The sequence below is a fragment of the Deltaproteobacteria bacterium genome, assembly GCA_016874775.1.
In the GTDB taxonomy this organism is placed as follows: Bacteria; Desulfobacterota; Binatia; order Bin18; family Bin18; genus VGTJ01.
In genome coordinates this window covers 1-21,578 of sequence record VGTJ01000022.1, presented here as the reverse complement: position 1 = coordinate 21,578, position 21,578 = coordinate 1, and the positions used below count along the sequence as shown (strand labels likewise).

Genomic DNA, 21,578 nt, shown 5'->3' with positions numbered 1-21,578 from the left:
TATGATTTTGCACACATAGTTACATGGCTCGGGTGACATTGGCATGCATCCTCAGCATCGTTCTGCTTATCCTCTTTGCAGCATCATCTACTCACGCCGGAGTCAACCGCTGGACGACGCACGGGCCCGAGCCAGCCAAGATCACTACGCTGGTCGCCCATCCTACAGTCTCGGGGGAACGCTCTATGCAGGCACCGAGGAGGGAAAGACATTCAAAACCACGGATGGGGGAAACAACTGGGTCGTACTAAACACAAGCCTCTGGCGCCTCACGATCGATCCTCAACAACCGAACACGCTTTATGCAGTAACGACGAGTGGTCTCTCCAAAAGCACCGACGGCGGAACAAACTGAGCTCGCCTCTCCACAGGCTTCAACGATCACTTAGTTAGTACCATCGCTATCGATCCACTCGTGCCAACAACCTTGTACGTAGGAACATTTGGTGCTGGAGTGTTCAAAAGCAGCGACGGTGGAACAAGGTGGAACAACGTCGCAGTGATCCGAGGCAACGCCGTAGGAGCATAGGTGTCGTCATAGCTGAATGACCGACGCCGCTGCCGGATGACAATCCGATCTTCTTCTCCAACTTTGTTGGTGTATGCGTAACCGTCTTTCGCAAGCGCATTCTCCATAATCGACAGCGGATCATCCCCGACCGCGACAACCTGCCCTTTATGCACGGCAACCCACTTTCCGGTATATTTGGCCAGTAGGTCTTCTCGCATTGCCCAATAGTCCTTCTTGTCTTGCGCAAATCCTTCTTCAGCGGATTCTGTTATTGGGTTCATCGTAACCATCTTCCCTTCCTCTATGGAACGCAACCACACTCTCTACGACTTAGACCTTCCGCCCGCTTTCCATTGTCCAGGTGGTTCCAGTTGGCGAGTCCTTAAGAATCACTCCTTGTGCAGCAAGCTGGTCACGAATCTCGTCGCCGCGTTTGAAGTTTTTGGCTTTACGGGCGGCAGCGCGTTCGGCAATCAGTACTTCGATCTTCTCGGGAGTAAGTTCAGATTGCGTCAGTCCACGTTGCTTCTGGGCTTCAAGAAATTGCGTGGGCACTTCGTTCATGATGCCAAGCACGGAAGCAATCGCCGTAAGTCCAGCTCGTGTAGCAGCAAGGTCAGCCGTTTGTCCAGCATCAAGCGAGCGATTCAGCTCACGAATGGATTCAAAGACAACGCCTAGTGCGCGCGCGGTATTGCAGTCATCGTCCATTGCTTCACGAAAACGTTTATCGAGTTCGGAGTTCGCAGTTCGGGGTTGATTGGTTTGATAAGAAAGGCCCACTACTGCATCAACACGAGCAAGCGTTTCGTAGATCCGCGTGAGCCCTTTCTCAGCTTCTTCGACCTTTTGCATCGAGAAATCGAGGGGCATGCGATAGTGGGTTGAGAGTAACACGTAGCGTAACACTTCTGGAGTGGTTTTCGTCAGCGCATCTTTGATCGTCAGAAAGTTGCCAAGGGACTTCGACATCTTCTCATGCTCGACGCTTACCATACCATTGTGCAGCCAGTAGCGAGCGAACTCAGTGCCTTTCGCACCTTCCGATTGCGCGATTTCGTTCTCATGATGGGGAAAGATCAGATCTGAGCCACCACCATGAATATCGAACGGTTGCCCAAGATATTTGCTGCTCATTGCCGAGCACTCGATGTGCCAACCTGGGCGGCCTGGTCCCCAGGGACTGTCCCACGTTGGTTCTCCCGGCTTGCTGGATTTCCACAGGGCAAAATCCATCGGATGATGTTTGCGTTCATCCACCTCGATGCGCGCACCAGCCATCATATCGTCGAGGCGACGATGCGAGAGTTTGCCATACGTCGGAAACTTATCAACGGCAAAGTACACGTCGCCGTCTGCCGCATACGCAAGCCCCTTGGCTTCGAGTTCCTGAATGATGGTGATCATCTCAGGAATATGCTGCGTCGCTCGAGGCTCGTATGTTGGCGGCTGACAACCAAGCGCTTGTGTATCTTCGTTGAACTCCTGAATGTACTGCTCAGATAGTTCCTGCGAGGTAATCCCTCGTTCAGTGGCGCGGTTGATGATCTTGTCATCGACATCAGTAAAGTTACGGATAAACGTCACGTCGTATCCAAGAAACTTCAAATAACGATAGACAACATCAAACGTCACCATCGCCCGCGCATGACCGATATGCGAACGATCATAGACGGTCACGCCGCACACATACATGCGCACTTTGCCGGGTATGAACGGGGTGAATTCTTCGTCTTTGCCAGAGAGAGTGTTGTAAAATCGCAACATAGGAAAATAATTAAAAATGAAAAATGTAGAATTAAAAATTGGGATTAGGGGAGAAGAAAGAGATTGTTCTTCCTAATTTTTCATTTTTAATTCTTAATTTTTAATTGTCCATTAGCAGGCTATTGTCTTCCAGCTACTAGTTGATCCACCACCGACGGGTCAGCCAGTGTCGACGTATCACCAAGTTGATCAATCGCGCCTTCACCGATTTTGCGTAAGATACGACGCATGATCTTGCCACTGCGGGTTTTTGGTAAACCATCAGTAAATTGGATTTTATCTGGGGTCGCGTGCGGACCAATCTCACGCCGGACTGTGTCGTTGATCTCCTTATTCAGACTTGTCGTTACTTGTTGCCCCGTCTTCAGAGTTACGAAGGCATAGATCCCCTGCCCTTTGAGGTCATGCGGCATGCCAACCACGGCAGCTTCAGCGACAGAAGGATGTCTACCAATCGCACCTTCAACCTCTGCCGTACCAATACGGTGACCAGAAACGTTGATCACATCATCGACACGACCAGTGATCCAGTAATAGCCATCTTCATCGCGGCGACAACCATCACCGGTAAAATACTTGCCGGGATACAGTGCGAAATAAGTTTGACGGAACCGCTCGTGATCACCGTACACCGTGCGCATAATCCCGGGCCATGGAAACTTGATACACAGATTCCCGGAGATGCCATTGCCGTGCAGTTCAGTGCCCTGGTCATCAACCAAGCACGGCTGCACGCCAAAGAACGGTAACGTCGCTGAGCCGGGTTTCGTTTTAATCGCGCCAGGTAGTGGTGTAATGAGAATCCCACCAGTCTCAGTCTGCCACCAGGTATCGACAATCGGTGCTTTTTCTTTGCCAATCACCTGGAAGTACCAATGCCACTCTGGGCTTTTGATCGGCTCACCCACGGTGCCGAGCACACGCAAGCTGGAGAGATTGTACTTATTCGGCCAGGAATCTCCTTCTTTCATCAGTGCGCGCAACGCTGTCGGCGCGGTGTAAATGATGTTCACTCTGTGTTGCTCAACCACTTCCCAGAAGCGACCGAAGTCGGGATAGTTCGGTACTCCTTCAAACATGATGGTCGTCGCACGATTTGAAAGTGGCCCATAGACCACGTAGCTATGTCCCGTCACCCAACCACAATCCGCTGTGCACCAATAAATATCGCCAGGGCGATAATCGAAAATGTATCTGTGCGTGATGGACACATGCGTCAGATAACCACCAGTGGTATGCAGCACGCCTTTCGGCTTCCCAGTCGAGCCTGACGTATAAAGAATGAACAATGGATCTTCCGCATCCATGTGTGCAGGTGCACACGTTGTTGCTTGCGATGGCACCAGTTCGTCCCACCACACATCGCGGCCAGACTTCATCGCCACCTTATGACCAGTGCGACGAACTACCACCACCTTCTCGATCGATGGACAATGTTCAAGCGCCTCATCGGCATTGGCCTTCATCGGAATGTCGTTCTTCGCGCCACGTAAAGCCGTGTCTTGCGTAATCAGCACTTTACAGGTCGAGTCCTGAATGCGATCGCGCAACGACTCCGCGGAGAAGGCACCAAACACAACAGAATGGACCGCGCCAATACGCGTGCATGCCAACATGGCAACAGCCAGCTCCGGCACCATCTGCATATAAATGCAGACGCGGTCACCTTTCTTTACTCCCAGCGCCTTCAACGCATTGGCAAACTGACACACCTGCGCCAGCAGCTCTGCGTACGTGAGTTTACGGGATTCACCAGCGTCATTGCCTTGCCAGATAATCGCCGTCTGCCCACCAGCACCAGCTTCGACATGGCGGTCCAGGCAATTGTAGGACACGTTGAGTTTGCCACCGATAAACCATTTCACATCGGCTTTGTGGAAATCCCACTCAAGAATCTTGTCCCATTTCTTGAACCAGGTAACAAATTTCTCTGACTGCTCAGCCCAGAAATTTTCTGGGTCTTGAATCGAGCGCTGATAGAGCTGCACATACAGCTCGGGCGTTATCGTCGTCGTTCCTTTGATCGATGATGGGATGTCGTATGTTGGCACCTTTTCCACGTGCTCAGACATGACCTACTCTCCTTGCATACGTTGGGATCTCGCTCGTCGCATTGAGCGCGGACTTGGGAAGGTAACATAAAGGACGTAGCGGGAAAACACTTACTCCCGCCCTACTCCCAACGCGTCCGCCACTCGATTGATGTAGTTAAAAAACGACGTGATCAGTGTGATCTGCAGAATCCCGGTGTCATCGAATCCAACCCTGCGGAGCGTATCCATATCATCACGCCACATGGTCGACGGGTTTTTGGTCAGCTTTTCAACAAAGGTCAACATTGCGGTATCGCGCTCGTCAAGCGTAGCCGTCCGCCAGTCTTGTTTGAGCGCAGCCACCAACTCGGTATCTAAACTCACTGTCCGCAGAAACTCTGCGTGCGATTCGATTCAATAAAAACAACGATTGAGTGTTGAGACGACCGTAGCAATCATTTCATGCTGACGGCGCGTCAACGGCAAGCTTGGGTCCATTGCTGAGCCAAACGCCGCGAAGGCATGATACATGGCATCAGGAATCAGTGAGTGCGACCGCATGATGCTGTCATTTTTGACGAGGTCAGGAAGCTGTCGCTCATGGCGGTGGGCGTTATCGTACTCTTTGGGGTAAAGATTGTTCAGCTTTTGCAGGACTTCTTTGACTCGCTCGCTCTCCGACGGGGGAACTGTCTTGATCCAGGTCATCGCTACCTCCTGTGTGAGATTTTTCTGTACTAAATCGGATCACAAAAAATTCATACACTCGCGCTGTCACCCTGAGTGAAACGAAGGGCCTCTCAGAGAAGTCTGTAGCGTAAAGTGTACGAATGTTCTCGGGTCTGATTTAGCGGAAAAACTCGGAGGGAGCCACATGGGCGAGAAAGATTTACCCCGATGCCCACGCGTCGAGCGGAATATCCTCAACCACCGCAAAACGAAGTTGCTCTCCAAGGCGACGCAAGGCGGCTAATTGTCGCGCGACTGCCTCATTTACTCCTCTTCGCATCAATAGTTCATGCAAATGTCGGCGACACACCTGCACAAAAAGAGTCTGTGCACGCCACAGATTGATCCTGAGATTGACATGCTCGGCAATCTGCAACAGACGAGAGGCCGTCGTCACACCGTTGCTTAGTGGGTCGTTCAGCAGCGCAGCAATATGCTCTTCAACCGCTCGACTCACAAGGAGTTCTGCCTCTTTGGTTGCCAGCGGGACCTGCCATTTACGGGCTTCGCGTAAAACCTCTTCAACCTCATCGTCTTGCGGTTCTCGTGCAATCACCTTGGCAATCACTTGACCAAAAGTGCGATTGACGAGGAACTCAGCCGCCAAGGCGAACCCTTGCGGGAGCGGCACATTCAGTTCATGGAGATATTCCATGAGACGGCGGTTCTCGCGATACAGTTGCCGATAGGTCTCTTCAAGCCGCTCCAACATGCCTTCGCCAATCTGCGCCAAGACGCGACGCCGATCATCGAGAAAGAGGTCCTTGGCAGTGTAGTATGCTTCTCCAAACAGACGATCGAGACTACGAACAACCTCGGATAACGAATGCCGGGCAAAGGTCTCAATCAATGTTGCTTTCATCGGCCCGTACTCATTATCGCTCATGTCTTCACGGACAACACAATGTACGTCATGCACGCTCAGTTTCAGTGCCGCAAAAACGAAGGTGCGCGCCGCTTGCGTAAAGCGTGATGTCACATGAATACGACCGACACCAAGCGCCGTTGCTCCGTAGCTCTCCTCTTCATAATCTTGCCGCTGGGCGATGAATGCTGGAGGCGCCGCATGCGGCAGCTTAGGTTCGAGGATCTGGCCCATCGCGACATTGGCGACCACTTGCGCTGGATCGACACGCGAAGGCCTCACCGTGGTCAAGTAAAGATGCCCACCATCACCGACCGTTGAAAGATTGCTCGGTGCGCGGCGGAGACGGTCGACAAACTCGGCTTCAAAGGAAACTCCGAGTTCTTTAGCGATCTCAATCGCCCGTGCCGCGTACCGCAGAATCTGCGTCCCCTCAAGCCCCGACAACTCGTCGAAAAACCAGCCACAGCTTGTGAACATCAAGAGTCGATGCCGTTGCAGTTCGAGAAGCTGCAACACCGACTGTTGCTCTGTCGGTGCCAGCACCCGCCCGCTCTGCCGCATACAGAATTCATCGATACTTTGGGGAGAACGGGCGAGTATGACGTCGATATAGGCGTCTCGTGCAACCCAGGGGTCACGGAGAAAGGCTCCGGCTTGGCGCTCGAAGAGTTCATCGATTTCCGCTCGTAACCAATCGAGTGCGGCCCGGAGCGGGGCACGCCATTGCTGGGTCCATCCAGGTAAGCTTCCCGTTCGACAACCACAGTCAGCACGCCAGCGCTCAACCCCGTGCGCGCAGCTCCAAGAGGTACTCTCAACAATCTCTACCTCCCACTGCGGTGGATGCAATGAAAGGTATTCGCCGTAGTTCGTTACCTGTGCAAGCCCACGACGTTCAAGCTCGTGCATGGCATACGTGAAGGCCATCTCGCCAAAGCGATGGTGATGGCCATAGGTTTCTCCATCAGTCGCAAGATGGACGAGTTGTGGTTCGTCGGCGTCCGGCTGAAACGCGGCAACAAGACGCTCGACGAAACGTTCGCCGCTATCCAGCAAGTGCTCAAAGGCTACACCACGCGCAATCCGCGCGTCATAGAAAAATAGCACAATCTGTTTGCCACTCGGCAGCTGACAAAGGTAAGGACGGCGCGTGTTGAACGTTTCTTCGGTTACACCTTCCCACGCCGCTTGTCCCAAACGTCGCACTCGCTTGGCCTGATGCGGAGCAAGAATGGTATAGGTGATATTTTGAGCTGCCAGCGCCTCAAGGGTAGACGTATCGACCGCAGTTTCCGGCAGCCACATGCCGTGCGGTCTTCTGCCGAAACGATAGACAAAATCGCGCACGCCCCAGGCGACGTGCGTCAGCTTATCGCGTGGATTCGCTAACGGCAGGATCGCATGCCCGTACGCTTGGGCGATCGCGTTGCCATATCCGTCATGCTGTCCACAGCTCTCGCGGTCGGCCTCAACGATGTGAGTGAGCAAATCCGGCTCATTCCGCTCCAACCACGCTGTGAGTGTCGGACCGAAGTTAAAACTCATTGACGCATAATTGTTGGTGATAGCGACAATGCGATTGTCGATTCCCAAACGATGCGCAGCTGCATTCGGCCAATAGCACTCGGCAGTAATGCGCGCATTCCAGTCGTGGTATGGCGCAGCCGAATCTTGCACTTCGATGGTATCGAGCCACGGATTTTCTCGTGGCGGTTGATAGAAATGGCCGTGGATACAGACGTAACGCATGAAGAGAGAAGGAAAAATGTAAAATTAAAAATTAACAATACAAAACGGCTCACTCAACATCGGAAGGAATAATCGGGAAAGGTGTCTTTTTTTATTTTACATTTTTCAATCTCAACTTTTCATTCCTCTTATATAGTCGAGCGGGTTTCGGCTCGCTCAAGCACGAAGAGACCGGACGGTTCACGAAAATACCGGTCCTCACCTGCGCCAGAACCAGTGCCAATTTCGCTGCCGGAAGGAATGACATTATAACGGTCGACAATGACCCCTTTGAGTTTCACGCCTGCGCCAATCTCTGCATAGTCCATGATCACCGAGTTCTCGATCTCCGCCCCTTTCCCTATGCGAACCCCATGTCCTAGTACCGACCGAACCACATACCCGCCTTCGATGTGACAGCCTTCACCGATCAGGCTCTCCTGCAGTTCGCCATCCAGAATTCGTGTCGGCGGTCCATCGTACACCGTACCGAGAATCGGCCAGTCGCGATTGGAGAGATCAAACGCAGGCTGAGCGCCAAGCAGGTCCATATGCGCCTGCCAATATGCAGGCAACGTTCCGACATCGCGCCAGTACCCTTGTTCTTCGTACGCTTTCACTCCGGGTACGTCATTGCGCAAAAAGTCATAGGCAAAGACTTTACGTTTCGTGAAGAGTTCAGGAATGATCGTGCGGCCAAAGTCGTGCTCGGTTGTACGCTGTGCATCTTCCTGCAAGACATCCATGAGCAATTTGGTTTCAAACAGATAGTTTCCCATTGAAACATACGCACGATTGGAGTCCGTCGGCATGGGTTTGGGATTCTTCGGTTTCTCTTCAAAGCCAATGAGCCGTTGCATCCGGTCGACTTCAATGATGCCGAAACTACTTGCTTCTGGCAGCGGCACCGGTAACGCAGCAATCGTCACATCGGCCCGGTTTTCCATGTGAAACTTCACCATCTGCCCAACATCCATGCGGTAAATATGGTCAGCCCCAAACACCGCGATCAGATCTGGACGAAAATCACGAATGACATTCAAGTTTTGATAGACCGCATCCGCAGTGCCTTGATACCAGTTCTGTCCTTCACGCATTTGCGGCGGCACGACCGCAATAAATGTGTCGCGGAGTCCGCCAGCGATGCGCCACCCCCAGGTTGAGCGAAGATGCTCGATCAGGGATTGCGACTTGTACTGCACCAAGAGGTAGACGGCATATGTACCAGAATTAATAAAGTTCGACAGGACAAAATCGATGATGCGATGTTTCCCGGCAAAAGGGACTGCTGGTTTGCTCCGTGCCTTGGTTAGTGGAAATAAGCGGTCCCCTTTACCTCCCGCCATAATCATCCCAAGAATACGGAGTCTTGCCATGATTCTCTCCTATGAGGTGAGGAATAGCTGCTGAGCCTCCGACAGGAGCAATTGTGACATCTCCTGCCGTCCAGCTTCCGCGTACAATCGTACCACAGGTTCAGTACCCGAAGCACGTATCAGCACCCAACTTCCCCCATGCAAGTACAGTTTTAGACCATCAAGCGTGCTGACCCGTTCAACACGAATACCAGCAATACTGGTCGGTGGCGAGGCAAGGACAGTGCGTAAGCGACTCTGTTGCGCCGCTGAAAGCTTTATATCTTCACGAAGGGGATGAAGCTCTCCCACACGGACGAAGAGTTCCTGTAGCAACACTTTCAGACTTTTCCCTGTACGCGCCACCATTTCCGCAACCAGCAGGCAGGCAAGGATCCCATCTTTCTCCGGAATGTGGCCGCGGATCGACAGCCCACCACTCTCTTCACCACCAAGTAGCAACTCGCCACGAACGATCATTTCACCCAGGTATTTGAAACCGACCGGCGTTTCAACCACCTCCAAGCCGTGGTACTGCGCCACCGCATCCATGAGATGGCTGGTCGCGACACTGCGACCGATTTTTCCGGTTAACTTGCGATGAGTGATCAAATAATCGGCAACCAGAGGCAGGATGAGGTTCGGCGCAAAGAACGTCCCGTCACGGTCGCAAATACCAAAACGGTCAGCATCGCAATCGCACCCCACACCAAGAGTGAGGCCTCCCTCTTGCAACCGCGCGATCATTTCGCTCATTGTTTCCGGAATAGGCTCAGGTCGTCCATTACCAAAGTACGGGTCACAACCAGCGTGAAACACCGGCCCCAACACTCCCGATTGCTCAAGCAAGCGGTCCAAAAATCCCGCTGCCGTTCCCCACAACAGATCAACCGCAACGGTAATTTGCGAATGCCGTAAACAGTCGACATCGATCAACTGTGCCACCGCGTGTCGATACGCGTCGCCGACCTCTACGTCCTGCCATCGACCATGCTCGCGTGCAAGGGTAGCACTTCCCCGTTCGACATAACCGTTAGCTAACAATCCGTTAGCTCGACGCGCAATGTCTCGTGTGGTCTCGGGTAAAGCTGGACCGCCCCATGCTGGAGAAAACTTGAGCCCGTTCCAACGATAGAGATTATGACTTGCCGTGATGTTCACCGCTCCCGAAAGACGGCGACGAATAACCTCAAACGCGACAACCGGCGTCGGCAGCGGTGTCGTAGCAACCTCGACCTGTACTCCTGCTGCCACGCATGATTGGGCGGCGGTCTCCGCAAACTCTCGTCCAAGGAATCGCGTATCGTGCGCGATCAGCAACCGTGCCGGTTGTCCCTGCTCTTCGCGCACGTGATCAGCAACGGCACGGGCCACAGCCGCTACGCGGTCATGCGTAAACTCTTCAGCCACTATTGCCCGCCACCCTGAGGTACCGAAAGCAATCTGTGGTGGTCCAGCGTCTGCGCGCCGGACTGCGGCATCACGATAGAGCGTGACATACTGTGCGGCTGAGCGATCCCAGGAAAATTCCTGTTGCATGGCGCGATACATCAGGGCGTGCCAGCGTTTCCTATCCGCAAACGTCTGCACTGCGGTACGCACGCTCGCAACTAAAGCGTCGGAGGTCGGGTCAGTAAAGGTAAACCCGGTCCCACTATTGGATTCAGGGTCAAACGGAATCACCGTGTCCTTCAACCCGCCAACAGCACGCACGATCGGAATGGTGCCATAGCGCAAGCTATAAAGTTGTGTCAGCCCGCAGGGCTCATAGAGAGACGGCATCAGGAGCATGTCGCTCCCGGCTTGGATCCGATGGGCAAGGGCATCGTCAAAACCATACCGCACCGCAATCTGCTCGGGATAGCGTTCTGCCCATTCGGACAGCATACGCTGGTATTGCACCTCTCCCGAGCCAAGGACGACGAGACGCAGACGTAACGCCAATAACTGACCGAGCCCGCCAATCAGGAGATCGACCCCTTTCTGATCGACGAGCCGAGAAATAAACGCCAACACAGGGACGGTTGGGTCGTCAGGAAAAGCAAACAAGCGTAACAGTTCTGCCTTGCAGCGAGCCTTCCCCTGTATATCGTTGGCAGAATATTGCTTCACGATATGCGGGTCACGCTGAGGACTCCACGCTTTCGTATCAGTACCATTCAAAATCCCACGTACAACATCGCGCCGCTCACGCAGCACGCCATCAAGTCCAAATCCACCCTCGGCGGTCGCGATTTCCTGGGCATAGGTCGGGCTTACTGCCGTGATGTAGTCGGCATAATAGATCCCGGCCTTCATGAAATTGACCCCACCGTAGAATTCCAGACCTGCAGTGTGGAACAACGAGTGAGGAAGACCGGTGATATCAAAAACCCACGAAGGGAACCGTCCCTGATAGGCGAGATTATGGATAGTAAAAATAGTGCCACTCGCGGCTAACCGGGGGTCGCATTCAGGCAGAAATCGCAAGTAGGCTGGGACCAACGCGGCATGCCAATCATGACAATGAAAAATATGGGGAAACCAGGAGAGCAATCCTGGAAGGGCGATCGCCGCATGGCTCAAAAAAAGAAAACGAAAGGCGTTATCCGCATAGTCCCCAGCCTCACCACCATAGAGCCCGGAACGGTTGTAGTACTCATCGTGCTCGATGAAGTACACAGGCACTCGTGGTCCCCACGACTGTGGATCATCGTTTGCTGTCGGAGTGTCGAGCTGTCCTTGCCAGACGCGGGTTTGGCGCGTACCGAACACGAGCGGCATGTCGAGATTTCCAGGGACCTCCGTCATTGGCACGGCTTGATCGCGAATCGCCTTATACAACGGCATGACAATACGGACATCATGGCCGAGCGCAGCTAACGCTTGGGGTAAGGCGCCGCACACATCCCCTAACCCACCGGTACGCGCAAATGGAGAGACCTCTGCTGTCACAAACAGGATGCGCAACTGCGAGTTCACCCCTTCCTCCCACCTTCCGGACAAGAAATGAGTATCGAGGACCGAGGTCCGAGTGGGTGGGAAGTCAGCCCCTTACACGATACCTGCCCTGTCCTCATTCATCGTTCCACGGCAGCTCGCTACCACCACCAGCTAGCCTTCTTCTTGCCAGTCGTCGCTTGCGTACTCGCTAATAACGCAGCGGGAGACCCGGGCTCGGGCTGGTGTTGGAGTTTCTGCAATTTTTTCTGTTGCCGCCACGATGAGAGCCACCCAACGAAAACTCCAGCAATGAAAGGCACCCCAACAGCAAAGCCGACTTTCATCGGGAAATCCCACCACAAAAAGTGAAGATCAATCGTGTCGGTATTTTGCAAAGCAAAGATCAAAGCTAGCAGAGACAATAGCAGCGCAAAAATATTACGACGAGACATGCACCATCCTTCATGAGAATTTTCCTTATCTCACCATGCCTGTTCGAGAAAAGCAAAGGCGGGAGCGTGCGAATGCCCTGAAGGGGAGGCTTTTCCGATGTGAGCAAAGGCCGGGCGCTATGCCAGCAGACGCGAGAGTCCAGGTCCTCACCGTAACACGTATCATTACGCGGCTGCAGAAAACTCACTAGCGTCTGTAGAGTCAGTTCGCTTGCTGCCACGCACCCCTTTGGAAGGGCGTGGTGCCCCCACTTCCGGAAGTTGAAATGTTGGGACGACCTCGCGCAAGAGAGCAAGGATGGCTTTCGCGCGGCCCTGCTCCGCTAGCCATTCGAGTTCTTCGAGGTCAGCCGTCAATCGTGCGTGGTCAGGGTGCCAGCGTGGACGCACCCGGTTGATTTTCACCTCTCCACTGGGCTCGATGGTTTCATCCATACCAACCAACTCTTCATAGAGTTTCTCGCCAGGACGCATACCGGTGAACGCGATCGGAATTTCTTCTTCCGGGACGTAGCCAGCAAGTCGTATGAGATGACGCGCCATGTCCAATACCCGAATCTGTTCGCCCATATCCAGGACGAAAATTTCCCCGCCTTTCGCTAACGTCGCGGCGAGCAACACAAGCTGCGAGGCCTCCGGGATGGTCATAAAATACCGAGTGATATCACGGTGAGTGACAGTTACCGGCCCTCCCTGGCTGATCTGTTGAAGAAACAGTGGCACGACACTCCCATTACTGCCAAGTACGTTGCCAAACCGTACGGCGCAAAAGGTTGTCTGTTGCGGGCCCTCAGATTGTCGGGCGGTCGCCTGAACGATCAACTCACCAACGCGCTTCGTCGCTCCCATAACGTTGGTCGGATTGACCGCTTTATCGGTTGAGATCTGCACGAACGTTTCGACGCCCCGTTGCGCGGCAATTTCACACAACCGCCGTGTGCCAACAACGTTATTGAGCACCGCCTCGCTCGGATGCATCTCCATCATCGGCACATGCTTGTAGGCAGCGGCGTGGAAGACGATCTGGGGAGCATGACGCATGAATACGTCATGAACGCGACCGGCATGAGTAATATCGACCAGGAGTGTTGTGCGAGGACAGTCGGGAACACTGCGCCGCAACTCCATATCGATCTCATACAACGCACTTTCCGCCTTATCCAACATGAACAACATCCCCGGCTCACACTGGGCGATCTGTCGACACAGCTCAGAGCCAATCGAGCCACCCGCGCCAGTCACGAGAACGCGTTTTCCTCTGATAAAGTCACGCACCGGCAGCAGATTCATTTGGACCGGTGGGCGCGCCAGCAGATCTTCAACCGCAAGGTCACGAATCTGACTGACAGTGACTTTCCCATCGATGATATCAGTTAACGTGGGAAGGGTCTTGATCGGGATCTTGAACGGTTCAAGGGCTTTGACCACTGCGCCAAGTCGAGCTGGCGTTTCACTCGGCATGGCCACTAAGACGTCATCAGGCTTTTGCCGTGCAAGAATGCGTGCGAGATCAGCACCCGTACCCAGCACTGGCACCCCATGAATGCGCATGCCGGTCTTCTCGGGATTATCATCAATAAACCCAATCGGGGCATACGCTCGTACCCGCCGTTTCTGCATGTCCGACACGATCCGTTCCCCCGCATCTCCTGCTCCATAAATCAGGACACGCTTGTGCTCCCCTACCCGTCTCCGTCCGGCAAACATCCGGAGCGCGAGCCGTAGACCACCGAGGAGGCAGATCAGAAACACACTGTCGACGACAAGGATCGACAGTGGATAGGATACGCCCATCCCGACGCGAGTCACAACTGCAAATACGACCGTACTTGTCGCGACCGCGGCAATAATGTTTCGCAGATCCCACAGGCCTGTGTAACGCCAAAAGCTCCCATACAGATGAAAGGGAAGAAAGATCACGCCACGCGTGACGAGCAGCCAGACAAGCCCCTGTTGGTACAGATGCAGATAGTGTGGCGGTATTTCCCCGTCGAACCGCGCAAGAAAGGCCCCGTACTGCGCAACAACGACAAGGATGACCTGCACACCGATGAGTAAGCAGTAGCGATGGATCCGATTGAGAAAAGCCATAGCAAATTATAGAGCAAGAAAACCATCTCGTACGGGTACCGCCCAAAAGCGGCACCGGCACTCATTCGCAGAAGTGGTACGAACCCCCATTGAACGACTCGACAGCCACGTATGCCGCTCGGCCCCCGGCTTATGCAGCTTGTCGCAGCTCAGTGACGTCGACACCCAAGAGCGACTCCACTTGACCACACACGCGCTCGAATTGTTCCTCAGTCATGTGCGAGTACAGCGGTAATGCGAGCCCTTCGTACGCAGCTTTGGTGGTATTGGCAATGCGGGAGCTAACGCGGATCGGTACCCGTTGGAAGGCGGTCTGCATATGCACTGGCGGATAGAAATACCGTTTCGTCTGTATTCCCGCTTCCTTGAGGGCATAGTACAATTCATCTCGTGCCCGACGCGCTTTGTCAGAAACAAACAAGACGAAGTAATTACCGCTAGTGGTTCGATCTGCCGGCATCTCCTGCGCCCGGCACCCAGGAATTCTGCCAAGGCGCTCACGGTATGCGTCAATCCATTGCCGTCGCACCCTCACGAGCTGTTCTATATTCCGCAAAGACAACAACCCAACAGCAGCATTCACTTCTCCCATCCGCGCCGACAGGCCAAAGTACAACATATCTTCCCCGTTGGCGGGGTCCTTGCCGTAATCCCGCATCGATCGAAGTCGATCTGCGAGCAAGTTATCATTCGTCGTCACAATCCCACCTTCCATCGCCGTCACGACCTTAGTCGGACTCAAGGAGAACACCTCGCACGTACCGAACCCACCTGCCGTTACTCCTCGGTAAGTTGCGCCCAGTCCCTGCGCACTATCGAAATAGAGTGGCACGCCTTTGCGCGCACTGATGTCCGTCAGAGGTTCGATATCCGGCGGCAAGCCGTAGATGTACACTGGGCAAATCGCGACCGTCTTTGGCGTGATGTTTCGTTCAACATCTTCGGGGTCTAACGTACAGGTACCAGGCAAACAGTCGGTAAAAACCGGAATGAGTCCATTCCAAACCAAAGCTTGGGCAGTAGCGGTAAACGTGAACGACGGCACGATAACCTCGCTCCCAGGCGGCAAATTCATTGCTCGCGGGGCGAGCATGAGGCCCGCAGTGCACGACGAGAAGGCAATCGCATACCGCACCCCTGTGTACTGACACACTTCCTCTTCAAACGTACGAACCGTTGGACCGACGGTCACGATCCCAGACTCCCAACTGCTGCGAACGACACGTTCGATCTCCGCAAAGGAGGGGAGTGTTGGATGAATGATAGATAACGGTTGCTGTTGTCCTTGTGATTTTTCCATAGTTGCCCCCATACCCGTGATTTCTCGCAAAAGATGAAACGCTGATGGTTGATTGGCGCGTTACGCAGCACGTGCCGTCGTTTTCAGCATCGGCTTTGCTGGAACACCGACGACCGTCTCGCCGCGAAAAACAGATCTCGTCACGCACGCTCCTGCACCAATGGTGACATCATCCTCAATGATCAATGGTTCAGCTTCGGTACCGTTGATGATCACCGCGCCAGTCCCCACATAGACGCGCTTTCCCAATCTGACCTGTCCCGAGACATGCACCCCAGGCGCTAACGTGACATAGTCATCCATCACCACGTCGTGTCCGATCGTGCAATCAAGGTTAATCTGAACATGCTGCCCCAGCGTGATGTTCGTCGTAATGGTGCAACCTACACAAATCACCGTCCCTGTACCGATCGTCACCCAGCGACTATAGGCGGTGTGTGGATGAACGAGGGTCGCGACCGCAAACCCCCTGGCTACTGCCTTCTCCATCACCCGCTGGCGGAGGTGCGGTGCTCCAATGCCACCTATCACTAAAGCGTCAGGAAACCGCTCATAGGCAGTAACCAAACTCATCACTGGCACATCATTCAGCTTCCGCCCATACGCGGTGGCATTGTCGTCGATGAAGCCCACGACTTCATACCGTTGCACGTCGCTGCTGCATGACTCAGCAAGCCATGCCACTTCCCTGGCAAACCCGCCCGCGCCATAGATCACAATCTGTTTATTTTCGTTAGACATCAATTCCCCCCACACGCACCGTGACTTTCGCGCCCCCGTATGCCTTCTCTCGTCTTCTCTCGACATGGCGGTTGAGCGACCAGGAAGGTTTTGCACGAATACATCACTTTATGTTTGTATCGTTCAGGCGTTGGCCAGATAGAGAAAAGGAAGAATCCGACCCTGCTGAACATATCGACCGGCACGAGGACAACTTAGAGACCAACGTCTCTCACTCGTAGTTTCCGGTGGAAAAAACACGTAGGAAAAATGTGCCTAGAGAAAAGACTAACAGAATGAGGGCGCAAGAAAGCTCGCCTTTCCCGCCACGTCGTCCGACCGCACGGTACGGAAGATTGATACAGCAAAGCTGTCACGCTGAGTGCTAAATCGGACCATGAAAGATTGGTACACGAGTGCTGTCACCCTGAGTGCAACGAAGGGTGACAAAGCGTGAGTCCTAAGCTTTCGTGGACTGCTTTAGGAGTTTCCCTTGAACTCCTGCGCAGTCGCATGCCCAGGTTGGTTGATTCCCTCACGCTGGAATATTTTTGCTACTGTCAGACAGAGGATCTTTACATCGAGCCATAACGATCCGTGGTCGACGTACCAGACCTCCAAAGCAAACTTCTCAGGCCACGAGAGCGCATTACGTCCGTTTACCTGCGCCCAACCAGTTATGCCAGGCATGACCTCGTGTCGCCGCTTTTGCTCAGGGGTGTAACGATCAAGATATTGCATCAACAGCGGTCGTGGTCCGACAACGCTCATATCTCCAGTAAGCACGTTGAACAGTTCCGGCAGTTCGTCCAAACTGGTGCTGCGCAGAAGTCGACCAAACGCCGGGAGCCGCTCACTGTCAGGCAAAAGATTGCCCTGCGCGTCGCGCGTATCCGTCATAGTGCGAAACTTATAAATGGTAAAAGGTTTGCCATGCAGACCAGGGCGTTGCTGACAAAAGAGCACGGGGCTCCCAAGCTTAAACCGCACGAGGAGAGCAATCACGAGAAGGAGTGGGGAGAGGAGCACCAACGCTGGAACCGTAAGCGCTAGGTCAAATATCCTTTTGCTGAGGCGTCGTGAGCTGGATCTTCTGTCGTTCATCTGCGCAACGTCCTGCATAAGATTCACAAAATGTTCCGCTTGCCGCTGCCGATTGAAGTGCTCGACCACATACGTACGGGCGGAGGTGCCCATTGCGCGTGCTTGTGCCCGATTACGGCTCAGCGACAGGACTGCCTCGGCCAGCGCCGCAGCATTCCCAGGAGGAACAAATACCCCACCGTGCGCGGCGTCAATAACATCGCGAATGACACCATCGATGGCGAGCAGCGTTGGCCGTCCCGCCGCCATATAATCGAAGACTTTATTCGGATACGTTGTACGGAAAAGTTGGATATTTTGCAGAATCGCGATACAGGCGTCAGAGGCCGCAAGAACGGCAGGCATCTCCGACTTCGGTTGCGGTCCGGTAAAGAGAACATTGGACAGGCCCATCTGTTGCGCTTGCGCTTCAAGCGCAGCCCGTTCTTTACCATCACCCACGATTAAGAAACGAATATGATCGTCGTCGCGGAGCTGTTCTGCGGCCTGTAGCATCACCGGAATGTCGTTGGCGATCCCAAGTGCTCCGGCATACGTCACCACAAAACGATCTCCGAGTTGCCAACGTTGACGAATCGCGTTTCCGTCGGCCTCTGGGGTAAACATGTCAGGGTCGACACCATTGGGGATGAGACTGACTTTGCTTGCCGGAGTTCCCTTATTAATGAGGTATGCTCGATATGCAGGAGAATTCACTAACAAATGCGTTGCGCGGGCATACAGAAATCCTTCGAGCCAGCGCGACAGCGCAATGAGCAACGGATTTTTCAGCACCCCCATATCAATGGCAAACTCCGGCCAGAGATCACGTATCTCAAGGAGAAAGGGCTTGCGTCGCAGGAGGGCCACCAGCCAGGCTGACACCGCCTGAAAAATCGGCGGCGACGTGCCCATCACCACATCCACGGGTCCAGCTCGTAACCCAGCCCACACTGAGGTACACATAAAACTCACGAACGAGACAACTCGCCAAACAAAGCTGCGATGCAGTGCCGGATAGGTATAGGCACGCAACACCCGTACCCCGTTACAGTCCTGCTCGCTCACCAGCCCAGTTTTTTGTACTACGGACTGCCCAGAGAGGTAACTGATGTCACTGGCGACAATCGAGCACTGGTACCCATGCGCGCGCATCTGTTGTGCGAGTTCATAGTGGCGTGTTCCGCCAGGTTCTTGCGGTCCAACAAATGCTTGATGAATTAAGAGGACATGCATGAGTTCATCTCCAATCGGTCGTGCCACGCACCAGACACCAGAACGCTCGTCACCAGCGGATGTCGTCCGTCAGCCTCCACGCTTTGCTTCACAGTTGCGTGCCAGCGCTCGGTGCGAATCTCAAGGGTCGTTTCGTCCTGGCGAATCTCGCTCGGTTGTGGGCCAAACACTGTCCAACAAACGAGCGATGGAGCCGACGCACGCAGATCAACAGACAGAGCAGGCTCCCGATAATAATAGTATGGCGCCCGCCACCCGCGAGGACTTTCATGATCGGCGCGGACGAGTGACGCTCGCGCATTTTCCGCTAAGGTCATCATGCGCATATAGTACCTTCCGGCGAGCGTCATTACACTAAGCGATTTTCCTGCTTCGTTCCACTTATAGGGATAATCGGCCAATAACCAGTGTAACCGATATTGATGTGGGACTGCACTACGAAGCACATCGACCACTGCCCACCAGCCCTCCCCTAAGCGGAGAATGCCGCGACGGTACGACACCGGATCGGGAAGGCGTGCGTACCCATCATGTTCTCCTTCCCAATAGGTCAACGTCTTGCGCACCGACTGACCATAGCAACGCACGCGTCCATTCGCCCAGGGTAACCAGAGGAACTTATTGACGCGCTCCATCTGGTCAGCGCCATCGACTGTCACGGTATTGTGGTAGGCAGTGTGCGCGAACGGGTTATTCCACGGCACCGCGGCATTGTAGCTATAGGTTCCGGCATCACTCGCGATGTTTTGTCCGCGCCACCACAGGTCCAGATGCAACAGGTCTGCCTCTCCAGGTCGGTAGCGAAAGGGACCACAGCGAACAAACGCAAAGCTCTGTGGTGACCGTAACGTATAATACCCACTATCCGTTGCCTGGAGGTCCGTACGAGAGGGTACGACCAACGGCGCATTCAGTGCCTCTAGACCACACAGCCACAGCGACTCTTCATCCCATGCGCCACTTGGGTAACAGCGAGTTCCCTGCGTAATATAGTGTGCAGACTGGAGCACCGGGCGATAATCTTGATAGTCGCAATTCGTCAACGGTAATACCAAGGCGCCATCGTTGGCACCATAATTGGGCACCCGACCACTCACGTCGTCTTGTATTTGGTAGAGCCACGTGGTCGCTTTTCGTACTTGGTTATACACTTTTACGCTGAGGCGGTGCCCATACACCTCGCCCAGGCGTAAACTCCACAGGTAGTCGTGTAACATCACTCGATGATAATTCACTGAATGTTGCGAAAACGCGCCATCGCCGTCGATGAGCTTCTCGGCTTGCGTTTCCAATACCTGCCGTCCGCTGTCTTGCCACCCCTGCGCCGATGCAAATTCAGGAAAGAGCAGACCAATCGTCCATAACCCTGCCCCTTCACTAATGCCGTGGTTGTTGTTCTGGTTGAGTGCATAGGACAGGTTTGCTGCAATGCGCTGCCCTGAGACTGCAATCATCTGCGCCAGCATCACCGCACGCTGCGGAGTCGTTGCCTGCGCATCGAGAAAGCCATACAACCCGAAGCACCACTCCATAACGCGGAAGCTGATCTCTTGGCCGCACTTCCAGTTCACTCCCTGTTGGGGTGGATTGTGCTGTCGCCAGTCCTCAACAAGTTTCCAGAAGAGTTCGGCATAGCGCTCATCTCCCGTGCGCCAATAGGCACGGACGAGGGCGTATACGAAACTGAAGCGGTTCGGCTCCCAGATGAGTTTAATGTCGCCATCAGCAAAGTCATCGATATCACTCCAATGACGTTCCTGTCGCGGCACCTGTTGCGAATATGGATTGCGATGCCATTGCGGTGGGCAACCAATAACTACTGGCGTGCGTGAAAAATAGGTGAATACACCGTAAGAGAGTTTCTCAGCAGCGTGGACGACGCGTTTCCCTTCCTTACTCCCCTCCTTATCCCAGAGCTGCAGTGCAGCCTGGTACTGGGACCGATGTGCCGGAGCAAAGAAGAAGTGGGGACTGTGTTCGCGACGGTAAGCCAGGTAACGTTGCGGCTCAACAAGCACTGGATCACGAAGCATCTCTGAGAGCGGCTGTGCATCCCAGCTTGTCACCGGCAACTGATAGCGAAGCATACCGCTACGAACACGCAAGGCATAGCCAAGCCGATACAGAAGCCAGGTTGGACCAAAGGTTTTGCCCATTTGCAGGGCATTTCTCATCGCGTGAGTCATCATGTTACCAACGGAGTGTAGAATAGCGATTGAATGGGAGAGGATGGACAAGCGCGGGGTCGTGCTGAAACTCCTCAACCAGCGTCCGTCGTTTTGCTGCCAACTTCTTGTAGTAGGCATGCGTTTCGGCTTCCTCTGGTGGAACGGCCTGTGTGGAGCTAGTCATCGTCGAGGCGTTCTTCTTGAGCCCCGCATACGATAGTGCTGACGCTTCATAGTAGGAAAAGGCACGGAAGAGGAGGTTCGCTCTCGCCTTCTGGTCAGCGGTTTCTGCTTTGCTCATCATCGCTTCAAGCAAAGTCCGGCTGCGTACAATCTCATCTGTGATGAGGTCAAGATACTCGGGGCGACCAAAGAATAGATACTCATTGCGTCCAGCGGTAAACCAGGGCGAGGATACGATAGTCTGTGTCCAAAAGTTTTCCCACAATTGATAGTAGGCAACTAAGGCGGTGGCAGGAAACAACTTACCGCAATAGTGATTGACCGGAGTGGAGAGCCTCTGCACAAGAGCAGGGATGAGAGACGAGACCATTGTGTGCTGGCTTCGGTCTAAGTATCGAAGTCTGGTCGAAGAGCTGGATGAACGCGGGCGAC

The 21,578-nt window shown here is 54.0% G+C and carries 15 protein-coding genes; all 15 read right to left on the bottom strand.

The window, feature by feature from the left end; genetic code table 11:
- Positions 1-381 precede the first annotated feature (381 nt).
- Positions 382-801: a hypothetical protein gene (locus tag FJ147_05750; protein MBM4255385.1), complete on the bottom strand. Its 420-nt coding sequence runs from the start codon at positions 799-801 to the stop codon at positions 382-384.
- Between the two features lie 40 nt (positions 802-841).
- On the bottom strand, positions 842-2,278 hold the full coding sequence (locus FJ147_05745) for a cysteine--tRNA ligase (protein MBM4255384.1): 1,437 nt from the start codon (positions 2,276-2,278) through the stop codon (positions 842-844).
- A 119-nt stretch (positions 2,279-2,397) separates the two neighbouring features.
- A complete protein-coding gene (acs, locus tag FJ147_05740; GenBank protein ID MBM4255383.1) occupies positions 2,398-4,350 on the bottom strand; it encodes an acetate--CoA ligase in 1,953 nt (650 codons plus the stop codon).
- Positions 4,351-4,440: 90 nt separating this feature from the next.
- On the bottom strand, positions 4,441-4,695 hold the full coding sequence (locus FJ147_05735) for a peroxidase (GenBank protein MBM4255382.1): 255 nt from the start codon (positions 4,693-4,695) through the stop codon (positions 4,441-4,443).
- Between the two features lie 30 nt (positions 4,696-4,725).
- On the bottom strand, positions 4,726-5,019 hold the full coding sequence (locus FJ147_05730) for a hypothetical protein (GenBank protein ID MBM4255381.1): 294 nt from the start codon (positions 5,017-5,019) through the stop codon (positions 4,726-4,728).
- Positions 5,020-5,200: 181 nt separating this feature from the next.
- Positions 5,201-7,657: a DUF3536 domain-containing protein gene (locus tag FJ147_05725; GenBank protein ID MBM4255380.1), complete on the bottom strand. Its 2,457-nt coding sequence runs from the start codon at positions 7,655-7,657 to the stop codon at positions 5,201-5,203.
- Positions 7,658-7,785: 128 nt separating this feature from the next.
- Positions 7,786-9,012, bottom strand: coding sequence for a glucose-1-phosphate adenylyltransferase (gene glgC, locus FJ147_05720; GenBank protein ID MBM4255379.1), 1,227 nt, complete (start codon positions 9,010-9,012; stop codon positions 7,786-7,788).
- A 9-nt stretch (positions 9,013-9,021) separates the two neighbouring features.
- Positions 9,022-11,952, bottom strand: a complete 2,931-nt coding sequence (glgA, locus tag FJ147_05715) for a glycogen synthase GlgA (GenBank protein MBM4255378.1) — start codon at positions 11,950-11,952, stop codon at positions 9,022-9,024.
- Between the two features lie 119 nt (positions 11,953-12,071).
- On the bottom strand, positions 12,072-12,365 hold the full coding sequence (locus tag FJ147_05710) for a LapA family protein (protein MBM4255377.1): 294 nt from the start codon (positions 12,363-12,365) through the stop codon (positions 12,072-12,074).
- Positions 12,366-12,530: 165 nt separating this feature from the next.
- Positions 12,531-14,456: a polysaccharide biosynthesis protein gene (locus tag FJ147_05705; GenBank protein ID MBM4255376.1), complete on the bottom strand. Its 1,926-nt coding sequence runs from the start codon at positions 14,454-14,456 to the stop codon at positions 12,531-12,533.
- Positions 14,457-14,586: 130 nt separating this feature from the next.
- On the bottom strand, positions 14,587-15,756 hold the full coding sequence (locus tag FJ147_05700; GenBank protein ID MBM4255375.1) for a DegT/DnrJ/EryC1/StrS family aminotransferase: 1,170 nt from the start codon (positions 15,754-15,756) through the stop codon (positions 14,587-14,589).
- Positions 15,757-15,816: 60 nt separating this feature from the next.
- Positions 15,817-16,593 (bottom strand): acetyltransferase, encoded by a 777-nt coding sequence (locus tag FJ147_05695; GenBank protein ID MBM4255374.1) that lies wholly within the window; start codon positions 16,591-16,593, stop codon positions 15,817-15,819.
- A 363-nt stretch (positions 16,594-16,956) separates the two neighbouring features.
- A complete protein-coding gene (locus FJ147_05690) occupies positions 16,957-18,795 on the bottom strand; it encodes a glycosyltransferase (protein MBM4255373.1) in 1,839 nt (612 codons plus the stop codon).
- The gene (locus FJ147_05685; GenBank protein MBM4255372.1) at positions 18,780-21,101 is read right to left on the bottom strand and encodes a hypothetical protein; all 2,322 of its coding nucleotides are present in this window, start codon (positions 21,099-21,101) and stop codon (positions 18,780-18,782) included. The genes FJ147_05690 and FJ147_05685 overlap by 16 nt, the downstream gene beginning before the upstream one ends.
- Complete coding sequence (locus tag FJ147_05680) at positions 20,986-21,516, bottom strand: hypothetical protein (GenBank protein ID MBM4255371.1); 531 nt, start codon at positions 21,514-21,516, stop codon at positions 20,986-20,988. The genes FJ147_05685 and FJ147_05680 overlap by 116 nt, the downstream gene beginning before the upstream one ends.
- Positions 21,517-21,578 lie beyond the last annotated feature (62 nt).

Excerpts from the sequence above, each read along its gene's own strand:
- FJ147_05705 (MBM4255376.1), bottom strand. The coding sequence starts at position 14,456 with ATGGCTTTTCTCAATCGGATCCATCGCTACTGCTTACTCATCGGTGTG.
- FJ147_05710 (MBM4255377.1), bottom strand. The coding sequence starts at position 12,365 with ATGTCTCGTCGTAATATTTTTGCGCTGCTATTGTCTCTGCTAGCTTTG.
- FJ147_05745 (MBM4255384.1), bottom strand. The coding sequence starts at position 2,278 with ATGTTGCGATTTTACAACACTCTCTCTGGCAAAGACGAAGAATTCACC.
- FJ147_05685 (MBM4255372.1), bottom strand. The coding sequence starts at position 21,101 with ATGCCTACTACAAGAAGTTGGCAGCAAAACGACGGACGCTGGTTGAGG.
- acs (MBM4255383.1), bottom strand. The coding sequence starts at position 4,350 with ATGTCTGAGCACGTGGAAAAGGTGCCAACATACGACATCCCATCATCG.
- FJ147_05730 (MBM4255381.1), bottom strand. The coding sequence starts at position 5,019 with ATGACCTGGATCAAGACAGTTCCCCCGTCGGAGAGCGAGCGAGTCAAA.
- FJ147_05725 (MBM4255380.1), bottom strand. The coding sequence starts at position 7,657 with ATGCGTTACGTCTGTATCCACGGCCATTTCTATCAACCGCCACGAGAA.
- FJ147_05750 (MBM4255385.1), bottom strand. The coding sequence starts at position 801 with ATGGTTACGATGAACCCAATAACAGAATCCGCTGAAGAAGGATTTGCG.
- FJ147_05690 (MBM4255373.1), bottom strand. The coding sequence starts at position 18,795 with ATGCATGTCCTCTTAATTCATCAAGCATTTGTTGGACCGCAAGAACCT.
- FJ147_05700 (MBM4255375.1), bottom strand. The coding sequence starts at position 15,756 with ATGGAAAAATCACAAGGACAACAGCAACCGTTATCTATCATTCATCCA.
- FJ147_05680 (MBM4255371.1), bottom strand. The coding sequence starts at position 21,516 with ATGGTCTCGTCTCTCATCCCTGCTCTTGTGCAGAGGCTCTCCACTCCG.
- glgC (MBM4255379.1), bottom strand. The coding sequence starts at position 9,012 with ATGGCAAGACTCCGTATTCTTGGGATGATTATGGCGGGAGGTAAAGGG.